This is a genomic window from Leptospira selangorensis, from assembly GCF_004769405.1.
GTDB lineage: Bacteria > Spirochaetota > Leptospiria > Leptospirales > Leptospiraceae > Leptospira_B > Leptospira_B selangorensis.
The window spans coordinates 416,795-442,151 of record NZ_RQES01000010.1; the positions used below are offsets into that span (position 1 = coordinate 416,795).

Here is a 25,357-nt window from a genome sequence, read left to right on the forward strand (position 1 = left end):
GGGTCGAATTTGAAGGCAATTCCTAATCCGACCCGTATTCTGTCTCTTTAGAGGGGGTTATTGTTGCTGTTGCTGCTGATCTTGGAAGTCTTTGCGATTTCCGAAATCATCTCCCCTACCCTCGTTTTTATCGCCTCTGTCCTGGTAATTGCCACGGTTCTGGTTTTTATTCTGGTAATCTTTACGATTGCCTCTTTCCTCGTTTCCTCGGTCACCACGATCGTATCTATTTCCACGATCTTCTCCGCGTTCTCCGCCTTTACCACCTCTGTTTTCTTTTTCAGGGGCGCGTTCACCTTTATCAAAACCGCTGTTTCCATTAGCTTTGGTGAATATCATTTTTCCGGCAGCAGTTTGAATGATAGAAGTAACAGTAACTTTCACTTCTTTTCCGACTAGATGTCCGCCGTTCTCTATCACTACCATGGTCCCGTCTTCTAGATAGCCGATACCTTGGTTTTCGTCTTTTCCTTCTTTGATGACTTGGATAGCCAATTCTTCACCGGGAAGAACTACAGGTTTTAATGCGTTAGCCAAGGTGTTCAGGTTAAGAACTTTTACTCCTTGGAGTTCTGCTACTTTGTTTAAGTTAAAATCGTTGGTTACGATCTTTCCACCGGTGTCGCGAGCTAGTTTGATCAACTTAGCATCCACTTCCCTAGTGTCGGAATAATCTTTGTAAGTGATCTTAACTTCGATGGAACCTTTTCTTTGGAGTTTGTTCAACATCTCCAAACCGCGGCGTCCTCTTGCTCTTTTGATCGGGTCAGAAGAATCGCTGATCAACTGGATCTCTCTTAACACGAAGTTAGGAAGAATAAGAGGTCCATCGATAAAATGTGTATCAGCAATATCCAATATTCTTCCATCGATAACAACGGAAGTATCCAGAATTTTGTCTCTGACTTCGTCTTTACCGATAGAAGCTACTCCGAATGGATCGACGAGAGAAGTATGTCCTCCCCCACCTCCTCCGAATACGGAAAGGCCAGGTTCTTTTGCAAAAGACTTACCTGCTCTAGCTCCGAAAAGACCTAGGATCAGATACAATGCAAGATTCAATTCCTCAAAACGAATAATCGTTCCGATAAACCATGCTAGGGCGAATCCTAATAACGCACCCACACCAACACAAAAAATAACGTCACCGCGAAGTTTTGGAAATAGTTTAGTTTCACCGAACAAAAGTACGAGAGAAATTACGAGTACAAGCCCTGCACTAGAGCCTGAAAATACAAACTCTTGAGTTTGTTTTTGCGTTACAAAGAACGACACTAAGGAGAGTAGGACGGCCGTTAGACCTTTATAAAAATACGCCATAACTCAAATCCTTTTAAATAAGATTCGAGTTTTATCGGAAACTATTCTTCGTCTATGTCGACTGCTGCTACGGGAACTCTTTCTCCCGGAGCAAATGTACTAGCTAAAACATCTGACACAAGGTTCCCAGCTTCTTCTTGGGAAACTCCTTTGCTTAGGGCGACTTCCATCTTCACTAGATTGTACGCACTTTCGTACAATTTACGTTCCATGATGGACAGTTCTTTACCGTTTGCCCTGCGGAATAAATTCCTGCACACATCCGCCACTTCGAAAATCGATCCGGACTTTATTTTGTTCAGGTTGTTTTGGTACCTGATCTTCCAGTCCTCTTCAGTATCGACCTCGTCTTTCTTGAGTAGATTGATAACTTTTTTGATATCCTTCTTGTCGATAATCGGTCGAATTCCGACCTGTTTTGCTTTATCGACCGGGATCATCACCTTCATCTTGCTACCCTGGATTTCCATTACGTAGCACTCTTTTTTCTTTCCCAGGATAACCTTTTTGGAGATTTCGGTGATTTCACCTACCCCGTGGATCGGATATACGACGTAATCGCCTACGCCATGATCGTAGCCAGATTGTTTCTTTTTGCCAGCCAATTAGTATTAAGACTTCCGTTAAAACTCTGCCCAAAAATATAGCAAATTTTGAGGCAAAGTCAAGGAAAAAATGAGGAATCGTTCTAGACTGAATATAGTTCGAAAATTCAGATCAAAATTGAAGTTTGTGAATGGAAGTTTTGTGAAAAATCGGATCGTTCAGAGGACGAATTGATTCCAAAGCCTTGGTAGCTTCTTCTTTTCCGTAAAAATATCCTAGGAATAATTCTCCGTCTTTGGATCGGAAAAATCTTCCTTGGAACTCAGGTTTTGCTCTTAGCAATTTTTTTCCAATTTCCATCGCTTCAACAGAATCTTCGGTCGGGATCGATAGGAAATAATTTTCCTTATCCGATCTGGCCGGAAATTTAAGCCCAGGATTCTTATTGGAATTAACGGAAGAAGAAGTTTCAGCGGAACTTTCGCTCGCATTCGAACTTACCGCTTCGGAAGAAGAATTTTCTCTCTCTTCTACGGATTGTTCCGTTCTTACATTTTTTCCGGCATTATAAAAAGACTGGGTTTCATTTTGAGCAAACGCCTGCTCCTTCTGATCCAATCTAAGACCGACTACTACCCCGCCAGTAAAAAGAGAAATCGCTCCTACCAAAACCAGAAAGATAGATCTGGAACTTGGGAAAGAACGGATCGGAGAATTTCCTCCCCTCACGTGCTGGATTGTTTGCACGGTCGGAAAAGATTCTCCCTGACGTGGGGAGGAACCTCTGGTTCCGGATTGTCTCAGTCTTCTGGAATAATCTATATTTTGCATTTGCGTCCGGGAAAACTCGTCTCTTCTCAAATATCGGCAGGATTCGCCGATTCTTCGCTGTTTTTTTTAAGCTTCACTTTGGGGCAGAAAATAAAAAAGCCGGTGCAGAAGCCCCGGCTTTTTAGAAGCAAACCTTTCGGTCGCTTATTTGTAATGAACTTATCCTACCAAATAAAGAAGAGGGAAGAGATAAATCCAGATCAAGTCTACCACGTGCCAGAATAAACCCACACCTTCTACAGGAGTGAAATATTCAGGACCAACTTGGTTTTTGATCACTTTTAGAAGCACCCAGAAGATCAAAAATGCACCGGCAAGAACGTGCAAACCGTGAATACCGGACATTACGAAATAGAATCCGAAGAACAAAGGCCAGTTTTTGGTTTTTTCCAAAAGAGTCAGGTGTTCGTATTCAGTTTCGTCCAGATGAAGTTTGTGTTCTCTTTCTACTACACTAAGCTTATTAGCTTCTGCAAGTAGAGCGCCAACTTTAGTTACCTTCTCACCGGAAGCGCTTAACTCTTCAGTGTAAGCGTATTTTCCTGGAACTGTACCTACGTGGAACTTGTGAGTATATTCGAAAAACTTTACGACCATGAAGATCGCAGCACAAGCGATAGTCACTGCAAGAGCGATGATCGCTTTGTTTCTAAGACCTCTTTGCACATAGTTAATCCCAAGCGCCATAGTGAAGGAGCTAAATAGAAGGACCACTGTGTTCAAAGCTCCCAAAACAACGGAAAGTTGCTTACTTCCCGCATGGAAAACTTGAGGGTATAGAGAATGGTAGATGGAATATCCTACGAATAATCCACCGAACATTAGAATTTCTGTAACAAGGAATAACCAGATCCCTTGTTTAGAAGATTCGTATTGATGCTCTGCGCTATCGAAATGATGTGCGTGATGAAAACCACCTGTGTGATTAGCGGTACTCATATGGCCCTCCGGTTAGTACTGGGGTCTTTTCAAAGTTTTCGTGTGGAGGAGGAGAAGGAATAGTCCACTCCAAAGTTTTTCCTCCGAATGGATTGTTTCCTGCTTCTTTTCCTTTCAGAAGTGCATAGATCACTCCGAAAAGTCCAATCAAGAATCCTGTTCCGATCAACCAAGATCCAAAAGTGGACATTTGGTTTAATTCGGTGAAAGTAGGAAGATAGTCGTAGTATCTACGAGGCATTCCCATATTTCCCAAGATAAATTGAGGGAAGAACGTAACGTTAAATCCACTAAATATAAATACCCAGGAAATTCTTCCTGTTAGATCGCTATAAATTTTTCCGGTAACTTTAGGGAACCAGTAGATCAATGCTCCCATAAGAGCCATCAAAGTTCCACCAACCATCACGTAATGGAAGTGAGCTACCACGAAGTAAGTATCGTGGAAGTGAATATCCATACCGGTAGAAGCCAGATAAACTCCAGTCAAACCACCAATGGTGAATAAGAACATGAACCCGATCGCGAATAACATCGGAGCATCCAAACGGATACTTCCTTTATACATGGTTGCGATCCAGTTGAACAATTTGATCGCTGTAGGAACCCCTACAAGCATTGTGATGAAGGAGAACAGAACTCCCGCAAACTCAGACTGTCCGGAAACGAACATGTGGTGTCCCCATACTAAGAAGGAAACCCCAGCGATCGCTAAGGAAGAGTAAGCGATTGCAGTATATCCGAAGATTACTTTACGAGAGTAAGTAGCAACCAACTCGGAGATCACTCCCATAGCAGGAAGGATCATGATATAAACTGCAGGGTGAGAATAGAACCAGAAGAAGTGCTGGAATAGAACCGGATCTCCTCCCAACTGAGGATCGAAAATCCCCACTCCGAGAGTTTTCTCTGCAATAAGTAGAAGCAGAGTGATCGCAAGAACCGGAGTTGCCAATACTTGCAGGATCGCAGTTGAGTAAAGTGCCCAAACCATGAGAGGAATTCTGTTCATGGTCATTCCAGGCGCTCTCAGTTTATGAGTGGTAACGATAAAGTTCAAACCAGTTAAAATGGAAGAGAATCCAATGATGAATACTCCAAGAACCATCGGGATCACTCCCAATCCAGTTTTAATGGAAGAGTATGGAGTGTAGAAGGTCCAACCAGTATCTACGTTTTCCAAGAATAGAGTGGAACCAGTGATCGCGGCACCGATCATCAGCATGTACCAGCTCATTAAGTTCAATCTTGGGAAAGCTACGTCTTTTGCTCCTATCATGATCGGAAGAACAAAGTTTCCGAAAATTGCAGGGATACCAGGAACGATCACCATGAACACCATAATGGCTCCATGGTAGGTCATCATTCTGTTATAAACGTCTGCGGAGAAAAGGGTTTTTCCCGGTGTGAATAATTCTGCGCGAACTAATAAAGCGAAAACTCCTCCTAAAAAGAAGAAGCTCATGATCGCGACAAAGTACATGATCCCGATACGCTTATGATCTAAGGTCGTAAGCCAGGACCAAATCCCCTTTTGGTGATTCAGGTAATTATGTTGCTCGTGGGCCATTGTCCGTAATCCTATTTAAGCGTCTTAATGAATTCGATGATGTCCTTGATCTCGTCCTCTTTGATCCTTCCTTGGAAAGAAGACATCGCAGGAGGGAATCCAGCTACGATCTTAGCTGTAGGAACAAGGATAGATTGTTTGATATAAGCATCATCCGCAGTTACAGAAGATCCGTCTGCGAAGTCTCTCTTATTACCATAAAGACCTTTAAAGCTTGGTCCAACAATCCTGGATCCGTCGATGGAGTGACACCCGCTACATCCAAGGCTACCTTTGAAAAGAGCTTCTCCTCTTTCTGCAGGTCCTTTGGTGATAGCGCCCGCGTTAGCAGCGATTTTTTCAGCCTGCCACGCAGCAAATTGTTCTCCGTCCACCACACGAATCGTAGCCATCATATTGGAGTGTTTGGTTCCGCAATACTCAGTACAGAATACTGTGAAGTCCCCTTTCTCAATCGGTGTGAAAGTGAAAGTTGTTCTTCTGCCAGGAACCGCATCCATTTTGTTCCTGAATGCAGGAACATAGAAGCTATGTAGAACGTCATCAGAGGTAAGAATGAAACGAATGGTTTTACCCACTGGAACCACTACTATCTCAGGTTTGAGAAGTGTAGAATCCGGATCGTCCAACAACTTTTTGTCGCTAGGGCTATTGATCTCGATATCATTCGCGTATTTGAAAGTCCAAGCCCATTGACGAGCAGTTACGTGAACCTCAACATCACCTTTCTCTCCGACTCTGCGAAGATCATGGAATACACTCCATCCCCAAGCGAAGATGATCATCATGATCACGAAAGGTATGAAGGACCAAAGGAACTCAGCTAGAGTATTATGCGTGATATACGCACTTTTTTGGTCTTCAGTTTTTCTTCTATACTTGAATATGAATATTACCATTCCCCCAATGAGAATGATAAAAGAGATAAGGCCCGAAACAAGAAGAAAGATATAGAGGTTATCTACATCTCCCGATTCTTTAGTCGCTGGAACCGGCATGAAGCTTGTCGCCGTAATAAGAGAGAACCAGTTCATCGGATCGAAATCACTCCTTCCTTTTTTTATACTGTACTAGACGAGTTTTGTTTCTTCCAAAAGCGGAATAAGAACGCTGCAAGGATAACGACGGTGAGAAAACCACCGATTCGCATGATATTGAACGCGTATAATGTATACCTATTTTTGGATGGATCAAATTGGAAGCAAAAAAGGGCAACACTGTCAGTCAAATCGCCGATTTTACCGTTTCCAGCCTCTACGAGAGATAATCTCAGAGTCCTTTCATCCATCGGGATCCCTTTTAAATACCTGGAAATTTGTCCTTCAGGGGTAATCACATAGGCTACAGAAACATGTACCCATTGATCATTATAAGGATTCCATTTGTAGGAAAAACCCAAGCTGGAAGACAAAGCCTTTATTTCAGGATCATTTCCGGTTAAAAAACTCCAGCCGGAACCGTCCCCTCTTCCATAATCTTTCACATATACTTCTTTTTTCGCTTTTGCAAGATCAGGTTTTTCTTTGGGATCAAAGCTTACCGCAACGTAATTGAATTCTTTTCCTACTTCTAAATTCAATTCTTTGAGTGCGGTTGAGATCTCATTCAGATAAAGACTACAGAGTGTAGGACATCTATAATATACCAATGTGAGAAGAAGAGGTTTTCCTTCTTTCAGATAGTCGCCTATACGAACTTGTTTACCTTGTTCATCTACAAAAGATAAATTGGTATCTATATGATTTCCTAATTTTTCTTCTAAACCTACACCTTCAAGTTCCGGAGGAACTGCATGAGCAGGTAGTTCTCTTTCTGTATCGAAGGATAGAACTGATAAGAATGGTAGAAAAAGTATAAGAGCCGCAGCTATTTTAGAAAATCGCTGCGGATGATTGGAGGAGAACAACGTTCTATCCCGGATTCTTTCCTTACTTCGCTGCCGAAGTGTGGGAAGGAACTACTTCATTATAATCTTTAACACCTTTGTGAAATGCAGAAAGATAAACGAAATAAAGAATGTTAGCGGTCAACACGACCACGAATGTCCAAAAACCTGCCTTGTTGTAATGGTCTCCGTTTTGGCTCATGGAATGACTCCTAAAGTATCAGAAAAAAACGTTTCACTTTTGTAAAAAGCGAAAGATACCAGCCAGTTTTGGAGACCTGTCTTTTTTTTGAAAGCGTTTTTGCTTTTCAATGATTTCATACGTTTGGAACCGACATAAAAAGCTTCTATCCTTAGGTCGGGCCACTAGAACGTTCGTTCTTTAGGATCTTGAAATTTTCTTTGCATGAGAATAAGTCTCAGATCAAAATGTAAGCTTTCGATTTTCAAACATCAAATCTCTTGCCCCAAATCAATCTCGCTCAAGTATGGTAAAGAAGAGCTCGGATTCTCCGAAAAAACAGAATGATCGCTTCTACTTATTCTCATTTCAGAAAGTTTTCTCTCTTTCTGGTAATCTATTCAGTTTTAATTTTTCTAAATTTATTATATGGGCCACTTGTCCGAGCCACTGACTCCGGGCTTGCTTGTCCTGATTGGCCTTTTTGTTTCGGTAAAATTTTTCCAGACTTCGATTTTAATATTTTTATGGAAGTAGGACATAGATATTATTCCGGATTTTTAGGAATTGTTCTTATCGCAGGCACTGTTTGGACTGCAATCGTTCCTGAATTAAGAAAACCTTTCTTAGGTTATTTCATTTTAGGAATATTACTTATAGCTTCTCAAGTTACCTTGGGAGGCCTAACTGTTCTTCTATCTTTGGATCCTGCTACCGTTAACCTTCACCTATTGAATGCTATTTTATTCTTACTTTGTATAGTTACTGCTACGTTCAAAGCACGCAATCTTGCAAATTCTACAAATTCAAATGAGTTTTTAACTAAACAAAGTTTATTGCAGAAGGACCAGATCCCTCTTTTGATCGGAGTATTGTTAATCTTCTTCCAAATTATTTTAGGGGGAAGAGTAAGTTCCAATTACGCAGGACTTGCTTGTTTAGAATTCCCAACTTGTAACGGAGAATGGATCCCGTCTGTTCCGGAGCATAAAATACAGATCCAGGTACAACATAGACTGGGTGCTTACTTAGTGGCATTTTATATTCTTCTAATAAACCTTTATGGAATATTTAAAGGATTCTCCCCGGAAACCAAAAAATACGTAAGGGCTGCAATCATTCTTCTTCTTATACAAATAGGATTGGGAATTGTGAATGTATACATGAAACTTCCGAAATTGGTGACTGCCGCTCATACCGGAGTAGCCATTCTTCTTTTCTTATCCATGTATGCAGTTTGGATGCAGAGGGCTTCTGAACTTTCTAAGAGTAAGGTTTCTTAAATAGAATGAATAGTTTTCTTTCAGACTGGAACCAAATGATCAAACCAAGGGTAAGTTCCCTTGTTTTGGCTACCGCTGTGCCTGGTTTATATCTTGGCGGTCCTACGGCGCCTACCACTCTTTTAGTTTTTATGACTATGCTCGGGACTTTTTTAATGTCTTCTGCATCTTTTATCTTCAACCAGATCATAGAAATAGATAGAGATTCTAAAATGAAACGGACTGCAAATCGTCCGCTTCCTGCAGGAAGGATCAGCACTGCCCAGGCTTGGATCGTTGGATTTGCGATGACTTTCGTCGCATTTGGGATCTTATATTATTTTGCGAATCTGTTAACCGCACTATGCGCTTTTGCAGCACTTCTCGCTTATGTTTTTCTTTATACAATTCTATTAAAACCAAGAACACATCAGAATATTGTAATAGGTGGTGTGGCAGGTTGTGTAGGACCTTTGATCGGTTATGCAGCGGTAAGTAATTCTTTACCTTTACCAGCTTGGATATTATTCCTGATGATCTTTCTCTGGACCCCGGCTCACTTCTGGGCACTTGCAATTTTCTTGAAAGAAGACTATAGCGATGCGAATTTTCCGATGCTTCCTGTCGTAAAAGGTGTGAAGGAAACCGGACGTTCTATTTTGTTTTATACAATCCTCTACGTGGGATCTGTGATCGCGTTCTATTGGGCAGAACCTTCTATGGGTTGGCTGTACATGATCTCTTCCGTAGTATTGAGTATCTCTATACTTTATCTTTCCGTAAAATTATTCCAGAATCCTGAGCCTAAATTCGCCAGAGGATTTTTCTTCTTCAGTATTCTTCACTTGTTTTTAATCAATATTTTAATTCTGATCGATCATTCCATCGCAGCCTAATTAAAAGTTCACCAAATCGGTTTTTTGATCAAAAAATTTCATTTCACTTTTTAAACCTTTCAGAGTTGACATTCGTTTAATAGCAGATAGTTTTCTCTCCTCAAGAGGTTTCTCATGATCGATCTTTCGAATTCGGTTCGCCCTTATGTCCTGAAATTATTGGTGGTTTTAGGCTTAGTATCATTCTCTGGCTCTCCGATTTTTTCTCAAAACAAACCGGGAGAATTCGACTCGGAATTGTATGCACAGTTAGTTAGACAAAGTAATGTGCAGTTCACAAATCTGATCAAATCAAAGACTGTGCTTGCGGATCATAAAGGCTGGAAGAAGCCCATAGACAAGGCATTCGGTAAACTTTCTAAAAATTCCGGAAATCCTCCTTTCCCTCTAGTTTATAAAATCGTAAAGGAAGCAAGCTTCAACGCATTCGCAATGGCTGGAGGACAATTCTGTATTCATTCAGGAGCTTTAGATTCTTTAGATGAGATCATCAAACAAAAAGAGGCGGACGCAGCTCAAAAGTTGGATTTCCATCGAGAAAGGTACATCGCAGGAGTCTTGTCCCATGAGCTAGCTCATTTTTATAACAGACATGTTTTCAACAGTGTGAAAAAGTTTTACGCACTCAAAGATGAGCCTTCCGGAAAAGCATTTTTAGAAAACAGCAAATTTTCCCAAGAGCAAGAGTTAGATGCGGACCAAACAGGATTATTCTTATTGGATAAAGCTGGTTACGGTGGAGATTTCATGCTCATCACTCTTCAAACTTTAAATGAAGTGGAACAATCTTATAAAGAAGCATTAGCTTCTTCTAAAGCAGATAAAACCAGACCTGAACTAATCGGTTCTCATTATTTTTCCAGCCATCCTTCTCCAAATGAGAGATTATCCAGACTTAAAACGGATAAGCAGGAACTGTATAGCTTCTTAGCGAAGATGGAAAAAACTTTTGATGATATCCAACTGGGTAGAAATTTAGATGAAGCAAGATCCAACTTAGAAGACGGGATCAAAAAATTTCCGGAGAATACATACTTAAGCAAAGCTCTCGCTGTTTGTATGCACAAGATCTGGATGGCAACCGCTTCGAATGAAGAATTAAAATTAAAACCGGTTTTGGATATGCCTTCTTTCAGAGACACAATGGTATTTCCTCCAGACAAAAGTAAACGTGCAGTCATGAGGATCGTTCCTGGAAACGAAGCGGCATATAATCGTGCGCTTAAAGCATATAGAGATGTGATCGTAAAAACGGATGACCCTTACTTTCTTTCTAATTACGCAGTATTACTTTCTTATTCTGCAGATGAAAAAGATTTGGACGTAGCGGTTAATGTCGCCAACCAAGCTTTCCAAGCGGAAGGAACTGTTGCCTTAGCGAATAATTTGGGAGTTGTTCTATTCTGGACCGATAAAAAAGAAGAAGCGAAAGAACTTTTCAATCGTCTTGCTTTATCGATCGATCAGAAAATCAGAACTCTTGCGAATCAAAGTGGAAACAATCCTCAAATCGCTCAGTATCTAAAGACGATCGGTCAATCTACTGCTCAAAAACAACAAGTGGATCCCGATTATATTTATGAGAATTTCACTCCTATTTTAAATATCGCGTTAGTAGAATCTTATTCTTCTGTAGATCCAAAATCAAAAGGGCTCGCAAGTTATTATTTAACTAATTATGATTCTACTTCCGGTTGGGCAAAAGTTCTAGCAAAAATCCATACAATTGAATTAACAGCACCTACTCCGGCAAACGAAGTAAATGCATTTAAAGTTGGTGGAGTTGGTCCCGGAGATAAACTAGAAGACCTTCTGAAAAATTGGGGAAAACCTACGCGTATCAAAACGGATAAAAAAAGCGGTTTGGAATATTTCGAATATGATAACAAAGAGACTGCGTTTATCTTAGATATGGGAACCGTAGTTCAGGTGAATGTAGTCGGAGATAATAGCCCTGGCTTAGGACAAGGGATCACTGTAGGATCTTCGAAACCTGCTGCTGAAAAACTTTTAGGTTCTAAGTTCAGAAAACAAGGTGAGTATCATGACTACTACGAAAAAGGAAAAGCTTTCGTGAAATATAATAAACACGGAAAGATAGATCTTTTAGTGGTTCAGTGATCTATCCTTAAAAACAAAGTTTCTAAATAAAATACCGGTCCCGGAAACTAAAACTGCCGGGGCCCAAACATATAAAATTTCTGATTGGATCACAACCCAACCTCTTTCCGTAAAAAAATTTTTAGGACCGATAGGAGAAACTCTGATCGGTCTATATTCAAAAAAAATCCTTTCAGAACTCCAAGGAATGAAGAATCCGACTCCTAAACCACCTGTGGTCATCGCGTCCAACACGCCATGAGAGATTACAGATACAAAAAGGAATAAAAAAACGGTGAGCCAACTTGCTTTCAATTTGGTTCGGAAGAATGCGACAATACAGGACATTCCTAAAGCAAATAAAATAGAATGAGTAAATCCTCTATGGCCCCAATCGTTTTCGTACGGGATACCAAATTTGAATGCAACTACGTCGAAATCAGGAAGAATAGAAAAGAATATTCCAAAAACTGCAAGGATTACGGGGATTTTCTTTTTTCCGAAAAAGAAGAAGAGTGAGATTGGAACTGCTGGATGGGAGAATATTGTTGCCATTCTTCAATCAGTCACTCGGTTGCTAAAATTACGGAAGAAGCGTTGAAGAATGCGCAGATCTCTTCTCCTTCCTTTAGCTTGAGCTGATCTGTAGCTTGGCTAGTGATTATTGATGTGAGTTTGTTTCCACCATTCAATTCTATTATGATCTCGTCGTTTACACTACCTTTTACGATGGAGAAAATTTTTCCGTTCAGTTTATTTTCAGAACTGATAGCTGGCTCTGTATCCTTAGAAAGAAAAATGAAAGAAGCCTTGATCAACGCGTATATGTCTTTGCCAACCTTCAGACCTAGATTGACCACACTCTGATTGGTAATGACTGCAGTAATCTCTTGCTCTCCTTTGAGAGAAATAATGATCTCCGAATTTACAGCCCCCTTTTGGAGGTTTTTGATCTTTCCATAAAATTGATTTCTGGCGCTAGTTTTCATCGAGATACGATTTAGAAAATTCAAGAGTTCAAATGGATTGTCCATTCTTTCGCTTATTCTAGTCAGAAATTTTCTGTGTTCGTCCTCTACAATTTGATAAAGTTGGATCATTTCTTTGGCTTTATCTGTGAGTTTTGCTCCTCCGCCGCTGGTCCCACCTACACTTTTTTCGACTAGAATTTCTTTGTATAAATTATTCAGTAAATCGATGGAGTCCCAAGCGGTTTTATAACTAATCCCGACTTCCTTTGCCGCTTTGGATATGGAGCCGCATTTTTCGATCGCTCGGAGTAACTCTATCTTCTCCCGGCCCAACTTATTTTCTTTATTGGACTTAAGCCAAAGAGCCCCATCAATCTGTAACTTATCCTTCATCGTTTCTCCAGCTCTAAGATCCATAAAACCCTCTCTTAAGAGTATCAAAAATTTCCTCAAAAGAAAGTGTGGGACCGGTTTTTTGTACCCGCGCAAGTTTATTCGCTCGCTATATAGTTGACTATATAGCGATTTAGTGAGTCCTTACCAATATTAAGGATGCTGATTTATATGATTTTCTCCCAAAGCAGGTTCCCATCTATTTTCTCTAAATTAACCTTCTTTTATGTTACGTATTCGCTTATTGTTTTTTGTTCGCCGAATTCCGGGACTGACGGATCGGGTTTGGCTGCTTTTGCCTTACGTTCTTCGGATAATACATTCTATAGTAATTCATTCTCTTTGATCGGCCCTGATAATAACGGAAATAACGACCTGACAGTCGCTCCTTATTTCGAATCCGGGTTATATACTGTAGCTTCTCTGCAAGATGATTCTAAATTTCCTCAGAAGGTAATTCTTAATAATATTTCGATCAAAGATAAAAACGGAAATCTGATCGAAACAGTAAGCAGTTTTAACGGAGTCCTTTTAAGAGATCTGATCAATATAGGCGGTAAGTTCAAACCATTGGATAAGGGTAAAGATGGTAGAGCCACAGTCGTAGTCTTAGAAGGAAAGGACGGTTATAAAGCAATAGTGTCTTATACCGAACTAATGAGAACTTCTTTAGGTGCCGAGATGATTGTCGCTTATGAAAAGAATGGTGGTCTATTGGATTCCGATTCAGGAAGTATGGCATTCGTTTCTAAAGGTGATACGAACCAAGGTACTCGCTATGTTAAATTTTTAACTAAGATCACTGTCATCAATGAATGGTTAACTCAAAGCGGGACCGGGACAACTGCTTCCTTCAGCGTTACAGGAGATGTGATCACTCCTCTCAACTATTCTATTTCTGATCTGCAGAATACTTCTAACTTCGCATCTATCAATTTTAGCGCAATCGGTCCTATCTCAAATAGTAAACATTATATTTTAGGAAAAGGTGTTTCTCTTTTAGAAGTTCTCTCCAAATCAACTTTAAGAAGTCCGAACGATTTCCAAAGTTATTATGTTATTTTAGAAGCTACCGATAAGTATAGGGTCACACATTCATACGCGGAACTTTCGAATACGATTATCGGTTCTGGAAGCGGATCTTTACCTTCTCCCGGTGTCATAGTGATCACCGAATTCAAAAAAGGTTTGGGAGGAAATTATTACACTCCTCCGGCTTCTCTAACGGATTATACTTCTTGTTCAGGCACTGGCAATGTTTGTGATACGGATTATATTGCTACTATCTCAAGTGAAGATACTGCACCATATGGTGGAGACGTAACGGCAGGGATCAACTTAGGGCCTCGCAAGATGAGTTGGCTGAATACGATCATTCTCAAAAAAGCGGAATAACTCAATCGCTGACACTAAGTCCGCTTGGAACGGTTGCCGGAATTTTATTCCCCAAACTTAAGGTAGTGGGAGAAGATAATGAATTTAAAAATTCCAGCAGCTGATCCATTTCATTCTCTGAAATTACTATATTCATATTTAATAATGGATCTAAAGTCGCTAAAATTTCGTTCTTTATTGCAGAACTAGATAAATAAGAACTCCTTAAATCTACGGGAATATTATTCGGATCATAATTTAATAGAGAATCCCTGGGCTTTAGATGATGTTTGATCACATCCCTTAATGATGTATAAGCACCGTTATGAAAATAAGGAGAAGTGTAAGAAACTTCTCTTAAAGAAGGTGTCCTAAATGCAAAACTATCGTTTGTATTTCCGCTCGTACCCGACCGTCCTTTATCTAAAGGAGAATCCGCACCGAACCCTGGACCGAATTGTGGAATTGCCAAATTATGAAATTTTTGATCCGTCATCAAGGACCCGGAATGGCATCTAGAACAACCTGCCTTTCCATAAAACAAAAATGCTCCGGACTTTGCCTTGCTATTTAAAGCGCTATCATCTCCGTCTAAATATCGATTCCAAGGAGAAAGATCCCAATTACTTGAATCCGTAGTATCCCATAGATGGCCTGTAAAATCTCCTAACGCATTCGCAGCATCTTCAAAACCTAATTCAGAAACATCTAACTCTGGATACGCATCTTGGAATAAGCCTACATATCCGGGAATATCCAATAATCTTTGCAATAGACCGTTCCAAATCGCTTGAGGATTTGAATCCGAAATATTAGCGATAGAATTACTTCCATTTTGACCGAGCATTTCCGTTCTGGAGAGAACTGGGATCATAGCCTGAGCAGCTAATAAACTTTTGAGCCCGGAGGGTAAAGTAACTCCAGACGGAGAAACAAAATTTGAATTTTCATCTATGGATATTCTTCCGTCCCAGAAAAAACTTTTCCACTCCAGTGAAGAGCGATTATGCAATTCCATAGAATTTCTATGAATAAACACACCGGTATTCAAACTTCTAGTTTGTCCGGAGCCTACCCCGCCTTCTCCAATCGATAATGCAAGTGTGTCCCCTGAAACAAGCCCTGGATTATGACAGGTAGCACAGGAAATGTTTTTATTCCCTGAAAGTATTTTATCAAAAAATAATGCCTCTCCTAGTTTCAAGATTTCCGGAGAAGGAGAAGTATGTTTATCCAAAGGACCGACTTGATTTGAAGCCAGCACTCTTCTCAATCGATCATCTTCCGTTTCCAAATCTAAAAAAGCGAATACTGCTAATCCATCTGAAGAACTAGAAAGTTTAGGACTGCAAACCGTACAAAAAGCAGTTAAGAAGAAGATGATATAATTCCTGATATTTCCCAAACGTTTCATCTTTTTCTAAAATATATATTCGGTAGCGATTAGAGTTTGGGTTTCTACCAAAGGTCTTCCCATCAGATCGTTTACAGTCACACCATTTGGAAATCCAAGTGAGGTCAAAACCACTTGAGAAAATTGATCGGATACGTTTTGAGATTCTATCCCGGTTGTTCTTTCATCTCCTCTGATCCTTTCCAGAGAATTTACTCTAGTAGGTCTTCCCGTTTGATCAATGGATACAATTTGGATCACAGCCAAGGAAATTTTTAGTCTTTCCATTGGGAAATAATTCAAAGAAGCTACAGTTTTATAAAATCTGGCCTTACCATGATCCACATGATTTCTTAGATCGAAAATATCTCGGATATTAACATTTCCTAATACTCCATCCGTTTGTAGATCGTATCGAACGACTTGATCGATCCAAGGAACATTAGAAGGAGCGGACATCACACCTGTCACAGGATCTTGGGCTCTTCCCATACCGTTTCCCGTTCCGGTCGTATACATCAGGAAAGCGCCGAATTTTTTATATCTCACATGAGTATAAAAATAAAGACCCTTCGCCAAAGAATCTCTTTCGTCTCGAGTATTGGTCGCATACAATTTACGAAATTCGTTCGATGCAATTGTGGTATCCAATCCTTGGTTGAAAAAATCTTCCGGAAATAAGATCTGTTCGTTGATGAGAGAGGATTTTCCTCTTCTGTCTAAAAAATAATACGGCCCTCCCCCCAATGCAAATGAAAAGGAGTCTTCGTTATATGCTAGATCAGTCTGAAATCCAAAATAGATATCCTGCTTTGCTCTTTTTTCTCCTCTAAACATCCGAACTCTAGGATGGTTTTGACAATCAGCAGTACATACAAAATTCGCGGAATTATATTCTACTTCGTCCCGATCAATGCCTGTTATATTTTTGAAAATGAAAGGAGAACTTAAACCTGCTAAAAACTTTTTAGATTCTCCTGTCGGTAAAAAATTCAAGATCCCTTGTAAATCTAGTCCGTAAGAATCTCCCGAACCGTTTGCTAATGAATTTAATTTATCACTGGAGCCAGTAACAGTTAGTATCTCCAGGTCTTGTGCATTATTTCTACGATGAGTGGATTCGTTCCCCAGCATAAAATGAAATCCATAATATTCATCTTTGTGAAAAATGCTGATCCCTCTTTCTACACCTGTGGAAAATCCGAAGTTTTGAAATGCGGCGGATGCACCCATTCTTCCTGTCGGATCTCCATCGATATAACGATGAGCCATCATTTCAGTTAAATTGAATACCGGACTGATCGTAACTGCAGCGGGTTGTTGTCCGACCCTTAGAGTAAGGAATCGATCAAATAAAGGCATATTAAAATAAGCGAATCTTAAACTAAATGCATAATCGTTAAATCCCTGACAGACTTGGCTTCCGTCAAAATTCGTACAACCATTCGCTTCCTGGGAATAAGTAGAATAAACATCAGGTGTGATCCTGAATCCGTAGCCCTTATATTCCCCTTCTTCAATATCTCCTTGGATATTTACCAATGCCCTTGCGACCCTAAAACCGGTACTCTGGCTATTAGGTCCCGAATAATCCGGGGCACCGTTAGGCTTTTTATCATTCAATCCATACGATACCCAAAGAACTCCGTTTACCGTAAATTTAGAAGGAACCGATAACTTTTTATCTTCCGTGATTATATCGAAGGACCAAATCGAATAAGAACTCAAAAAGAGGATCAGTCCAAGATAAACTTTTAGAGATCGACCCGGTTTGCGAGAACTCATATTCGCTATATAATTATCTATATAACGACTGTCAATTCAAGATAGAATGTTTTGTTAAACGAATGAGGTGGATTTTATAATATAGAAAATTGTTTATACGAAAGGAAATTAAGGATCAAGTCCTGCAACGAACCAAACTTCCGTCCTTGCGGAAGAAGATCTTCATCTCCATTCCTTTTTCCGGAGCCTGGGCATGATAATCCAATTTGCATTCGGATTCGGAAGGGGAAAAAGGATTTCGAGGAAGTTTTTCCTTAGGACACCAGAATCTTTCCTTTTCGGAGCTATATAATTTCCAATCGGAAGGATAGAGAGGATGGATTCCCGCATCTAAAAATAGGTTTCTGGAAAGTTCATGAGGTTGGTAAGGGCTTCCTCCTCCGTGGACTCCGACAAACATATCGACTCTATCATCTCGAATGTACAAAGGGGATCCTGTATCGTTTAGGCAGAAGTACCCGTCATGGTACTTTCCATTCTGCATTTTGATCTTCTTCTCTTTGATCTTGGAAATAAAAGCCAGTGTACCGATCACTTTGGATTTATTGCAGGAAGAAATTCTGGGCCCGATCTTCTCACATAGATCCTTAAAACTCACCGCCAAGGTACGATATGGAAACACTTGGTAATTATATCCGGCTCCCCAACCCCATTCCAAATCATAGAGTTCGTATTTCCCTTCTCCTGCGAAATGATACTTCTTCCCATCCTTTGCGATCCCGGAACCTTCCCAACGTACTTGTTCTAAGAATGTAGCGGATGCTCGGCCGATTTCTTTTCCGGAAGGAGAATACGCGGCTACTTCCGTTCCAGGAAATGCTTCTTCCAATGCTAAATGATAATATGTAGGATAATAGGCTCCTAGATTTGCTTGTTGGAATTCCGACAAACGTTCCAGGTCATCTTGGGAGAGAAATCTTTCTAAAGGCTTAGGAGAATGATCCAGAGACGTCTGCATGGGTCGAAACGTATGTTGGTATGCCAAAGGTTTCAAATTGGTCCTTGGATAGATGCAGGACTCTTTAGAACGACGTATCTTAGATGTTTCGGACTTATTAAATGGATCTTCTACAATAACGGCTTCTCCGTGAAATACTCGGATGCCATATTCTTTTTCAGGAAACTTACATTCACAACCTTCCGGAGAGTTAATGCAGAGTACTTTTGCGTAAACTGGAGGAGTGTTTTGGCTGAATTGGGATGTGGAGAAGAGTAGAAGGCAGAGTAATATCCCGCTCCCAAAAGGGAGCGGGACCAGTTTTCTCAGAAAAAAGAGCAATTAGATGTTGCTCTCTCCTTCGCTGGAACCGCCAGTTGGGAACAGGCTTGGTGCAGGCGTAGGCTCTGGGGTCGCAACTGGAGCAGCAGGACGAGGCGCCGGTTTCTTTGGAGCAGCTTTTTTCTTAACTACTTTCTTTTTAGGCGCAGACTTCTTCTTAACTGCTTTCTTCTTAGTGGCTTTAACGACCTTTTTTTTCGCTACTTTCTTCTTTGCCGCTTTCTTCTTAGGTGCGGCTTTTTTCTTTGCTTTCTTCTTAGCTACCATGGTAGATACTCCTTGTATCTGGGGAATCTTTCCGTTATTCCTAGAGTAAATTTCCACTCGTAAGACTTAGAGCCAAAAGAGTAAAACCTTTTTTCATTTTCTTTCGTTAAAGCAATCTAAAACATTTCATAATGTTTCATTTCTATCTTAAGTTGCGCTGAATGAGTATCCTAGATCGGTAAAACTCTCTTCAGGAGAACGTAGTCGATGGCTAATTAAGAAGGTTTTGACTAAACCTTTTCCTTTCACCTTGATCTCTCCTCTTTCTGTTAACGCAAAATCTGATTTAATTAGTTCTGCAGTGGATTCTGTGACCTGAATTTCTCCCGGAACACCATGAGATTCCATACGACTAGCTAGATTTACTGCATCTCCCCAGATATCATAGATGAATTTTTTAGTTCCGATGACTCCTGCGACTACAGGACCAGTATTAATCCCTATTCTCATGCGCAGTTTAGTACCCATTTTCTTAAGTTTGAATTTGGAAAGAAGTTCCTTCATGTCCCAAGCCATATGAGCTACAAGCAAAGGATGCGCTTCATTCGGTAAAGGAAGGCCTCCTACCGCCATATACGAGTCCCCTATGGTCTTAATCTTCTCCAAACCGTACTTTTCTGCCAGAATATCGAAATGAGAAAACACTTCGTTTAAGATGCGTACTACGGACTCAGGCTTCATTGCTGCAGAAATTCTAGTAAATCCTACTATATCTGCAAAAAGAATAGAAACATTCGGGTAACTATCGGCGATGAGTCCTGTGTTTGACTTCAATTCCTGAGCAATAGAGTCAGGAAGAATGTTCAGTAGCAATTTTTCCGCCTTATCCTGCTCGATACGAACTTTCTCATAAGCGTCAGCAATCTCAACCCTTGCTTTTTCATTGTCTGCGAGTGTTGAACGCACTGTTTCAAGAACCAAATTGTAACGTTCTGCAATTTGACCCACTTCGGTAAATGGTTCCACTGGAACATCCACTGCCAGATCCCCGGTCTTTCTCTGGTAATCCATCGCTAAGAATAGATCGATCAGCTCGGTTGTTGCCTTATGCTCCGAGATATTTAAACCCATTCTTTCTTCGTCCCCATCCACCCGGAGAGGGAAAAATTTATTAATTAAGTAGAAGATCAGCAAAGAAAGTCCGAATGCAAATCCCCCCACTGCGAGTATTCCAACGATTTGGGTGAGAAGAAGAGAGGATCTGGTAACATTATGCCCGATCAAATTCAGATCGCCGAAAATTCCGACTGCAATCGTTCCCCAAATCCCACCGATCAAATGGACCGGAATTGCTCCAACTGCATCGTCTATTTTCAGTTTTTCTAAAAGTTTTTCGGCAGGAAGAACGAAAGAGCCGGCGATGCTACCTATGATCGCAGATTGGATTGGAGTAAAACAATCCGCTCCGGCAGTGACGGCTACTAATCCAGCCAAAGATCCATTCAAAGGTGCGGTCGCTTCCGGAAAACCTTTGATCAACCACGCAGCCAACATCGCAACCATGAGAGAAAATCCGGAAGAGATGATAGTGTTTAGTATGATACCGGGAACTTTTTCATTAAAGCCTAGAGTGCTTCCCCCATTGAATCCCATCCATCCGAACCAAAGAAGAATTCCACCTAACATCGCCATAGGTAAATTACTTCCGGTCACGGTTTTAGGCGGTTCATTCTCCGGAAATCTTCCGATCCTTGCTCCTACGATAAGAAGAAGTGAAAGTGATACCCAACCACCCACACTATGAACCAAAGTAGAACCTGCAAAATCATGAAATCCTCTTGCAGCCAACCAGCCATGATTCTCATCCGTCAAACTTCCTCCCCAACACCAATGACCTGCGATCGGATAGATCACACCAGAGATCAAAGCGGTCGCGAATAAATAAGAATGGAATTTTAATCTTTCTGCAACTGCTCCAGAGACTATCGTCGCCGAAGTTCCGCAGAACACTAATTGGAATAAGAAGAAGGTCGGAGGCCAAGCTTTACCTTCCGGAAACACAGGAGCAAATAAAGAAGTTCCTACGATACCATTCCATGTGACACCGAACATGAGTCCGAATCCGAACGTATAAAAAAGAAGAGTGGCTACCCCAAAGTCCGCCACATTTTTTATGGCAACGTTAATGGAGTTCTTGGCTCTAGTAAGTCCGGATTCTAATACAAGGAAACCGCCTTGCATGATTAGCACCAGTCCGGAACATACCAAGACCCAAAGTATATCTAATAAGCTCTTTTCTAAGATCATAGAAAAGGTTCCCCCGAATGATTCCTGATATCTGTTTCGCTTATTAACGTAAATTATCGGAATCATTTTATTCTAATCTAACAAGAGGCAAGCGGGAAACCTCATTATAATTTGATAAAGAAGGATGATAAATACCCCAAATGCCCATCCCCCGCTTGAGTGGGTTCTAATCGCTGAGGAGACTACGAGTACTACTCCTGACCCCGAAACTTCCTAGGAATTGAGAGAAAATTCGATTTTTTTGAAGAACAGTGTTTATTTCGAACGTAACGACCGTTCTACAAAGTCTTATAGATAACGGCTAAAGCAGGGGCTTCGAAGGAGAAAAAAGCCTTTCCCTCTAAAAAGCCTGTTTTAAACAAGGACTTAACTCTAAAAAACCGAGATGTTGGTATAATTCCATGAGGGAAATCAAAACCGTAACCGTTCTTGGCGCAAATGGGACAATGGGCGCCGGATCCGCAGCTATCGTAGCAGCCTTCGGTAAGGCAAAAGTCCATATGTTAGCCCGTGACGTAAACAAGGCTAAAGAAGGGATCGAAAAAGCTATTTCTTCCATCAAAACGGACACTATCCGTCCTAGATTAATTCCTGGTTCTTATGACCAAGACCTGGAAAAAGCAGTCTCCGAATCCGATTGGGTTTTCGAGCTTGTTGCAGAAAGTTATGAAGTAAAAGAACCGATCAACAAAAGGATCGCGAAAGCTCGTAAACCGGGTACTATCGTATCCACCGTTTCTTCCGGTCTTTCTATCGCTCGTCTAGCAGATGCTTTCGACGAAGACGGTAAAAAACATTATTACGGAACTCACTTCTTCAACCCTCCGTATAAAATGATCCTTTGTGAATTAGTAACTCATGCAGGAAACGATAAGAAAGTTACTAAAAAACTAGGTGAGTATCTGGATAAAACTCTGGGACGCGCTGTAGTTTATACGAATGATACTCCAGCATTCGCAGGTAACAGGATCGGATTCCAGTTGATCAACGAAGCTGCTATCAAAGCGGAAGAATACTCCGACAAAGGTGGTATCGCACTTATCGACGCAATCATGAGCGGATACACCGGAAGAGCAATGGCTCCTCTGGACACTGCTGACTTTGTTGGTTTAGATGTTCACAAAGCAATCGTAAACAACCTCTATGAGATGACTAAAGATGCTGCACATTCTACATTCAAACTTCCTGGTTATTTCCAAAAGTTAATCGATAAAGGTGACTTAGGAAGAAAGTCCGGACAAGGTCTTTATAAAATGACCAAAACTCCTGACGGTAAAAAGGAAAAATTGTATTATGATATCAAAGGTGACCTGTTTGTTCCGGTCCCTAAATTTGATATTCCTTTTATCAAAGAAGCAAACCGCAGGATCGGCGAAGCTGATTATATCGGCGCAATGAATATCGTAAAAGAAGCGAAAGGTCTGGAAGCAGATATCGCTCGTTACTTTATCGCTCGTTATGTAAGCTACTCACTCTCTCTTGTAGGAGAAGTTGTGGACAGCAAAGAAATGACCGATCTTGCAATGGGAACCGGATTTAACTGGGCACCTGCATCCGCATTCGTAGACTTCTTAGGCGGACCAAAGGAAACAATCAGTCTAATCACTAAAGCGAAACTTCCTGTTCCGGAAGTATTGGCAAAAGCGAAAGCGGGAAAACCTTTCTATCAACTGAAAGATATTTTAGACGCTCGTTCTCTTTTTAAAGGATAATAAGGGAGGAAAGATTACATGAAAGATGCAGTTTACGTACTCGGCGGAGAGCAAACAGACTTCCAACGTAACTGGACTAAAGAAGGAAAAACCTTCATGTCCTTGTTCAGGGAAGCCGTTCAAGACGGACTAGAAAAGGTTGGTCTTACTCCTGACGAAATCAAAAAGTTAAACAAACAAAATCGTATTGGTGTTTTCGTCGGAAACTTCGACGCGGAACAATATGCAGTCCAAGGACATTTGGGCGCTTTCTTAACTGAAGTAGATCCTTGTTTCTTCGGAGTTCCAGGCGCTCGTTATGAAGCAGCTTGTGCTTCCGGCTCCGTTGCTCTTGATGCAGCTCAAACTAAACTTCGCGCTAAAGATTATGATGTAGCGATCGTTGTTGGTATGGAGATCATGAAGACAGTTTCTTCATCCGTTGGAGGAGACTTCTTAGGAACCGCAGCTTATTACGAAAAAGAAGCTAAGGGAGTTCAATTCCCATTCCCTAAACTTTTCGGAAAACTCGCAGACGTTCTTTTAGAGCGTTATAAGTTAGATGAAAAACGTTATATGGGAGCTCTTGCGGAAATTTCCAGAATCAATTACGCAAACGCAAAACGTAACCCTAAAGCTCAAACTCGCTCTTGGTTCATGAACAATGAACATGCAAATTCAAGAGGTGGAGAGTTCAATATGGCAGTGGGTGGACGCCTTGCGATCACCGACTGTTCTCAGGTGACTGACGGCGCTGCGTTAGTAGTTCTTGCTAACAAGAATTACGCTGAAGAGTTCGCTAAGAAAAAAGGAACTAAACTTTCTGCTTATCCTAAAATCAAAGGATGGGGACACAGAGTTGCTCCGATCACTTTCGAATCTAAAGTTGCAGAATCTAAAGGTGACAAATGGGTTCTTCCTTGGACTCGTCAAACCGTTAAAGACGCATTCGATCGTTCCGGAATGAACACTAAGGACATCGATGTATTCGAAACTCACGACTGTTTCACTTCTTCCGAGTATGCAGCGATCTCCGCTTTCGGGATCACTCAACCAGGTAAAGAACACGAAGCAATCGAAGACGGAGTGATCGACTTCCATGGTAAAAAACCGATCAACCCATCCGGTGGACTTATCGGAGCGGGACACCCAGTGGGGGCTTCCGGTGTTAGAATGATGTTAGACATTTACAAACAAGTTACCGGAACTGCAGGTGATTACCAAGTAGAAGGCGCTAAAAACGGACTGATGCTCAATATTGGCGGATCAGCAACCACCAATTACGTGTTCGTAGTCGGAAAATAAATTCTTTCTACAAAAAAGAATGGAAAAGCCCGGTATCCCCGGGCTTTTCGTTTATATGGGTTTACGCACGGCAAAAGATTGGAATCAATTCTTACTTAGGTTTTTCGTAGCTCTTGGAATTTGGGAAGTAGCCTCTGTTTCCCTTCGAACTTTATTATTCTCCACTTTTTATTTTGATCCAAACTTAAAGAACTTTTTCGTTCCTATGTCCCAAGTATTTTGGATCGGACCTATCGTTGCAGATATCTTAGAAGTATTCTTCATCGGAATATTAGCATCTCTTGTTAGACCGGCATTACCTTACGGGCTTTTAGGCGGACTACTTACAGGTATTTGTTTTTCAATCGCTGCATTTGTAGCTCCTGCTTTAGCAATTTCCCAATTCACGGGAGCCTTTCCTGTAAAACTGATTTGGCTTTGGGTATTCTACCAATCCGTTCTAAGCATATTAGCTTCTTTCGTTTTTACATTCACAAGCGAAGAAGATTAACTGACCCCAAATCCGTTCTGAATTTCCGGAACTTCGCCCAAATCCAAAAACTCTGGGAGTAAATTGAATCCAACCCGGGTCCAATTTCCAAAAGGGAAACCTTTTCGGTTTTTGTATGAAAACGATCCTTTGGGCTCTAATCTCATTATTTACTTTTGTAGGTCTTTCCGCAGGCCCAAAAGACCAAAACGAGATCCAAAACATTCCGTTATATTCATTGGATCTAGAAAGAAAAACATTATACCAAGAACTTAGCCAAGTCCCGAACGAAGATCTGGTCATTCTAAATTTCACAAGTTCAGACTGCCCTCCTTGCAAAGAAGAAGTCCCGAATCTAATAGAGTATTCTAAAAAATGGAATGTTTCTCATCCAAAAATGAAACTACATCTTTGGATCGTTTTTGTGGGAGATGATCCAAATTCCGTTTCAAAATTAGCGAACGAATTAGGTATCAAAAAACAAACTTCTTTATACTTCGATAGCCTACAAACAAGCATGAGAATTTTAGAATTCCCAGGAACTCCCACAACCATGGTGATCCAAAAGAAAAATGTCCTATTCAAAGAATACGGATATACCAAAGAAAACTGGTCCAAAATGATTTCCGTTCTGGAAAATAGGAGATAATCCT

General features: G+C 40.8%; 23 protein-coding genes. 8 read left to right on the forward strand and 15 right to left on the reverse strand.

The features are described 5' to 3' along the window. Positions 1 to 57: 57 nt before the first annotated feature. The 8 genes from EHO58_RS07620 to EHO58_RS19540 form a co-directional block, all read right to left on the reverse strand. Entirely contained in the window at positions 58 to 1,320 is a 1,263-nt protein-coding gene (locus EHO58_RS07620; protein WP_135628108.1) for a PIN/TRAM domain-containing protein, read from the reverse strand. Between the two features lie 41 nt (positions 1,321 to 1,361). Beyond that, positions 1,362 to 1,925: a CarD family transcriptional regulator gene (locus EHO58_RS07625; RefSeq protein WP_100708833.1), complete on the reverse strand. Its 564-nt coding sequence runs from the start codon at positions 1,923 to 1,925 to the stop codon at positions 1,362 to 1,364. Between the two features lie 112 nt (positions 1,926 to 2,037). After that, positions 2,038 to 2,697 (reverse strand): hypothetical protein, encoded by a 660-nt coding sequence (locus EHO58_RS07630; RefSeq protein ID WP_135679530.1) that lies wholly within the window; start codon positions 2,695 to 2,697, stop codon positions 2,038 to 2,040. Between the two features lie 159 nt (positions 2,698 to 2,856). Further along, entirely contained in the window at positions 2,857 to 3,636 is a 780-nt protein-coding gene (locus tag EHO58_RS07635) for a cytochrome c oxidase subunit 3 family protein (protein ID WP_135628106.1), read from the reverse strand. After that, on the reverse strand, positions 3,623 to 5,206 hold the full coding sequence (gene ctaD / locus EHO58_RS07640; protein ID WP_135628105.1) for a cytochrome c oxidase subunit I: 1,584 nt from the start codon (positions 5,204 to 5,206) through the stop codon (positions 3,623 to 3,625). The genes EHO58_RS07635 and ctaD overlap by 14 nt, the downstream gene beginning before the upstream one ends. A gap of 11 nt (positions 5,207 to 5,217) precedes the next feature. Next, positions 5,218 to 6,240 carry a cytochrome c oxidase subunit II gene (gene coxB, locus EHO58_RS07645; RefSeq protein ID WP_208728735.1) on the reverse strand — a complete coding sequence of 341 codons (1,023 nt, stop codon included), beginning with the start codon at positions 6,238 to 6,240 and terminating at the stop codon, positions 5,218 to 5,220. A 26-nt stretch (positions 6,241 to 6,266) separates the two neighbouring features. After that, positions 6,267 to 7,112 carry an SCO family protein gene (locus EHO58_RS07650; RefSeq protein ID WP_135679531.1) on the reverse strand — a complete coding sequence of 282 codons (846 nt, stop codon included), beginning with the start codon at positions 7,110 to 7,112 and terminating at the stop codon, positions 6,267 to 6,269. Positions 7,113 to 7,134: 22 nt separating this feature from the next. Beyond that, positions 7,135 to 7,293, reverse strand: a complete 159-nt coding sequence (locus EHO58_RS19540) for a hypothetical protein (protein WP_165780220.1) — start codon at positions 7,291 to 7,293, stop codon at positions 7,135 to 7,137. A 323-nt stretch (positions 7,294 to 7,616) separates the two neighbouring features. Here EHO58_RS19540 and EHO58_RS07655 point away from each other — a divergent pair, with 323 nt between their 5' ends. From EHO58_RS07655 to EHO58_RS07665, 3 genes are all read left to right on the forward strand, one after another. Next, positions 7,617 to 8,555 (forward strand): COX15/CtaA family protein, encoded by a 939-nt coding sequence (locus tag EHO58_RS07655; RefSeq protein WP_135679532.1) that lies wholly within the window; start codon positions 7,617 to 7,619, stop codon positions 8,553 to 8,555. 5 nt (positions 8,556 to 8,560) lie between these two features. Then, the gene (gene cyoE / locus EHO58_RS07660; RefSeq protein ID WP_135679533.1) at positions 8,561 to 9,430 is read left to right on the forward strand and encodes a heme o synthase; all 870 of its coding nucleotides are present in this window, start codon (positions 8,561 to 8,563) and stop codon (positions 9,428 to 9,430) included. 114 nt (positions 9,431 to 9,544) lie between these two features. Then, positions 9,545 to 11,551, forward strand: a complete 2,007-nt coding sequence (locus EHO58_RS07665) for a M48 family metallopeptidase (RefSeq protein WP_135628100.1) — start codon at positions 9,545 to 9,547, stop codon at positions 11,549 to 11,551. On the opposite strand, the gene EHO58_RS07670 is transcribed toward EHO58_RS07665, so the two are convergent. After that, on the reverse strand, positions 11,537 to 12,085 hold the full coding sequence (locus tag EHO58_RS07670) for a metal-dependent hydrolase (RefSeq protein WP_135679534.1): 549 nt from the start codon (positions 12,083 to 12,085) through the stop codon (positions 11,537 to 11,539). The two genes, EHO58_RS07665 and EHO58_RS07670, sit on opposite strands and share 15 nt — an antisense overlap. An 11-nt stretch (positions 12,086 to 12,096) precedes the next feature. Beyond that, positions 12,097 to 12,918 carry a TOBE domain-containing protein gene (locus EHO58_RS07675; RefSeq protein WP_244241099.1) on the reverse strand — a complete coding sequence of 274 codons (822 nt, stop codon included), beginning with the start codon at positions 12,916 to 12,918 and terminating at the stop codon, positions 12,097 to 12,099. Positions 12,919 to 13,179: 261 nt separating this feature from the next. Here EHO58_RS07675 and EHO58_RS07680 point away from each other — a divergent pair, with 261 nt between their 5' ends. Beyond that, positions 13,180 to 14,289: a molybdopterin-dependent oxidoreductase gene (locus EHO58_RS07680; protein WP_167483200.1), complete on the forward strand. Its 1,110-nt coding sequence runs from the start codon at positions 13,180 to 13,182 to the stop codon at positions 14,287 to 14,289. A gap of 1 nt (position 14,290) precedes the next feature. On the opposite strand, the gene EHO58_RS19875 is transcribed toward EHO58_RS07680, so the two are convergent. From EHO58_RS19875 to amt, 5 genes are all read right to left on the reverse strand, one after another. Next, positions 14,291 to 15,682 (reverse strand): cytochrome-c peroxidase, encoded by a 1,392-nt coding sequence (locus EHO58_RS19875; RefSeq protein WP_135679536.1) that lies wholly within the window; start codon positions 15,680 to 15,682, stop codon positions 14,291 to 14,293. Between the two features lie 6 nt (positions 15,683 to 15,688). Then, positions 15,689 to 17,446, reverse strand: a complete 1,758-nt coding sequence (locus tag EHO58_RS07690) for a hypothetical protein (protein WP_135628096.1) — start codon at positions 17,444 to 17,446, stop codon at positions 15,689 to 15,691. Positions 17,447 to 17,561: 115 nt separating this feature from the next. Continuing rightward, positions 17,562 to 18,725, reverse strand: coding sequence for an RlpA-like double-psi beta-barrel domain-containing protein (locus tag EHO58_RS07695; RefSeq protein ID WP_135679537.1), 1,164 nt, complete (start codon positions 18,723 to 18,725; stop codon positions 17,562 to 17,564). Next, positions 18,726 to 19,049, reverse strand: coding sequence for a hypothetical protein (locus EHO58_RS19660; protein WP_208728737.1), 324 nt, complete (start codon positions 19,047 to 19,049; stop codon positions 18,726 to 18,728). Positions 19,050 to 19,139: 90 nt separating this feature from the next. Continuing rightward, entirely contained in the window at positions 19,140 to 21,239 is a 2,100-nt protein-coding gene (amt, locus tag EHO58_RS07705) for an ammonium transporter (RefSeq protein ID WP_135679538.1), read from the reverse strand. A gap of 401 nt (positions 21,240 to 21,640) precedes the next feature. Here amt and EHO58_RS07710 point away from each other — a divergent pair, with 401 nt between their 5' ends. The 4 genes from EHO58_RS07710 to EHO58_RS07725 all read left to right on the forward strand — a co-directional run bounded on the left by EHO58_RS07710 (position 21,641) and on the right by EHO58_RS07725 (position 25,353). Next, a complete protein-coding gene (locus EHO58_RS07710) occupies positions 21,641 to 22,951 on the forward strand; it encodes a 3-hydroxyacyl-CoA dehydrogenase family protein (protein WP_135679539.1) in 1,311 nt (436 codons plus the stop codon). Between the two features lie 18 nt (positions 22,952 to 22,969). Next, positions 22,970 to 24,235, forward strand: a complete 1,266-nt coding sequence (locus EHO58_RS07715) for an acetyl-CoA acetyltransferase (protein WP_135628092.1) — start codon at positions 22,970 to 22,972, stop codon at positions 24,233 to 24,235. A gap of 55 nt (positions 24,236 to 24,290) precedes the next feature. Beyond that, on the forward strand, positions 24,291 to 24,725 hold the full coding sequence (locus EHO58_RS07720; protein ID WP_207797578.1) for a hypothetical protein: 435 nt from the start codon (positions 24,291 to 24,293) through the stop codon (positions 24,723 to 24,725). 115 nt (positions 24,726 to 24,840) lie between these two features. Beyond that, positions 24,841 to 25,353 (forward strand): TlpA family protein disulfide reductase, encoded by a 513-nt coding sequence (locus tag EHO58_RS07725; RefSeq protein WP_135679540.1) that lies wholly within the window; start codon positions 24,841 to 24,843, stop codon positions 25,351 to 25,353. Positions 25,354 to 25,357 lie beyond the last annotated feature (4 nt).

Excerpts from the sequence above, each read along its gene's own strand:
- EHO58_RS07620 (WP_135628108.1), bottom strand. The coding sequence starts at position 1,320 with ATGGCGTATTTTTATAAAGGTCTAACGGCCGTCCTACTCTCCTTAGTG.
- EHO58_RS07630 (WP_135679530.1), bottom strand. The coding sequence starts at position 2,697 with ATGCAAAATATAGATTATTCCAGAAGACTGAGACAATCCGGAACCAGA.
- EHO58_RS07635 (WP_135628106.1), bottom strand. The coding sequence starts at position 3,636 with ATGAGTACCGCTAATCACACAGGTGGTTTTCATCACGCACATCATTTC.
- ctaD (WP_135628105.1), bottom strand. The coding sequence starts at position 5,206 with ATGGCCCACGAGCAACATAATTACCTGAATCACCAAAAGGGGATTTGG.
- coxB (WP_208728735.1), bottom strand. The coding sequence starts at position 6,240 with ATGAACTGGTTCTCTCTTATTACGGCGACAAGCTTCATGCCGGTTCCA.
- EHO58_RS19540 (WP_165780220.1), bottom strand. The coding sequence starts at position 7,293 with ATGAGCCAAAACGGAGACCATTACAACAAGGCAGGTTTTTGGACATTC.
- EHO58_RS07655 (WP_135679532.1), top strand. The coding sequence starts at position 7,617 with ATGATCGCTTCTACTTATTCTCATTTCAGAAAGTTTTCTCTCTTTCTG.
- cyoE (WP_135679533.1), top strand. The coding sequence starts at position 8,561 with ATGAATAGTTTTCTTTCAGACTGGAACCAAATGATCAAACCAAGGGTA.
- EHO58_RS07665 (WP_135628100.1), top strand. The coding sequence starts at position 9,545 with ATGATCGATCTTTCGAATTCGGTTCGCCCTTATGTCCTGAAATTATTG.
- EHO58_RS07670 (WP_135679534.1), bottom strand. The coding sequence starts at position 12,085 with ATGGCAACAATATTCTCCCATCCAGCAGTTCCAATCTCACTCTTCTTC.
- EHO58_RS07675 (WP_244241099.1), bottom strand. The coding sequence starts at position 12,918 with ATGGATCTTAGAGCTGGAGAAACGATGAAGGATAAGTTACAGATTGAT.
- EHO58_RS19875 (WP_135679536.1), bottom strand. The coding sequence starts at position 15,682 with ATGAAACGTTTGGGAAATATCAGGAATTATATCATCTTCTTCTTAACT.
- EHO58_RS07690 (WP_135628096.1), bottom strand. The coding sequence starts at position 17,446 with ATGAGTTCTCGCAAACCGGGTCGATCTCTAAAAGTTTATCTTGGACTG.
- amt (WP_135679538.1), bottom strand. The coding sequence starts at position 21,239 with ATGATCTTAGAAAAGAGCTTATTAGATATACTTTGGGTCTTGGTATGT.
- EHO58_RS07710 (WP_135679539.1), top strand. The coding sequence starts at position 21,641 with ATGAGGGAAATCAAAACCGTAACCGTTCTTGGCGCAAATGGGACAATG.
- EHO58_RS07715 (WP_135628092.1), top strand. The coding sequence starts at position 22,970 with ATGAAAGATGCAGTTTACGTACTCGGCGGAGAGCAAACAGACTTCCAA.
- EHO58_RS07720 (WP_207797578.1), top strand. The coding sequence starts at position 24,291 with ATGGGTTTACGCACGGCAAAAGATTGGAATCAATTCTTACTTAGGTTT.
- EHO58_RS07725 (WP_135679540.1), top strand. The coding sequence starts at position 24,841 with ATGAAAACGATCCTTTGGGCTCTAATCTCATTATTTACTTTTGTAGGT.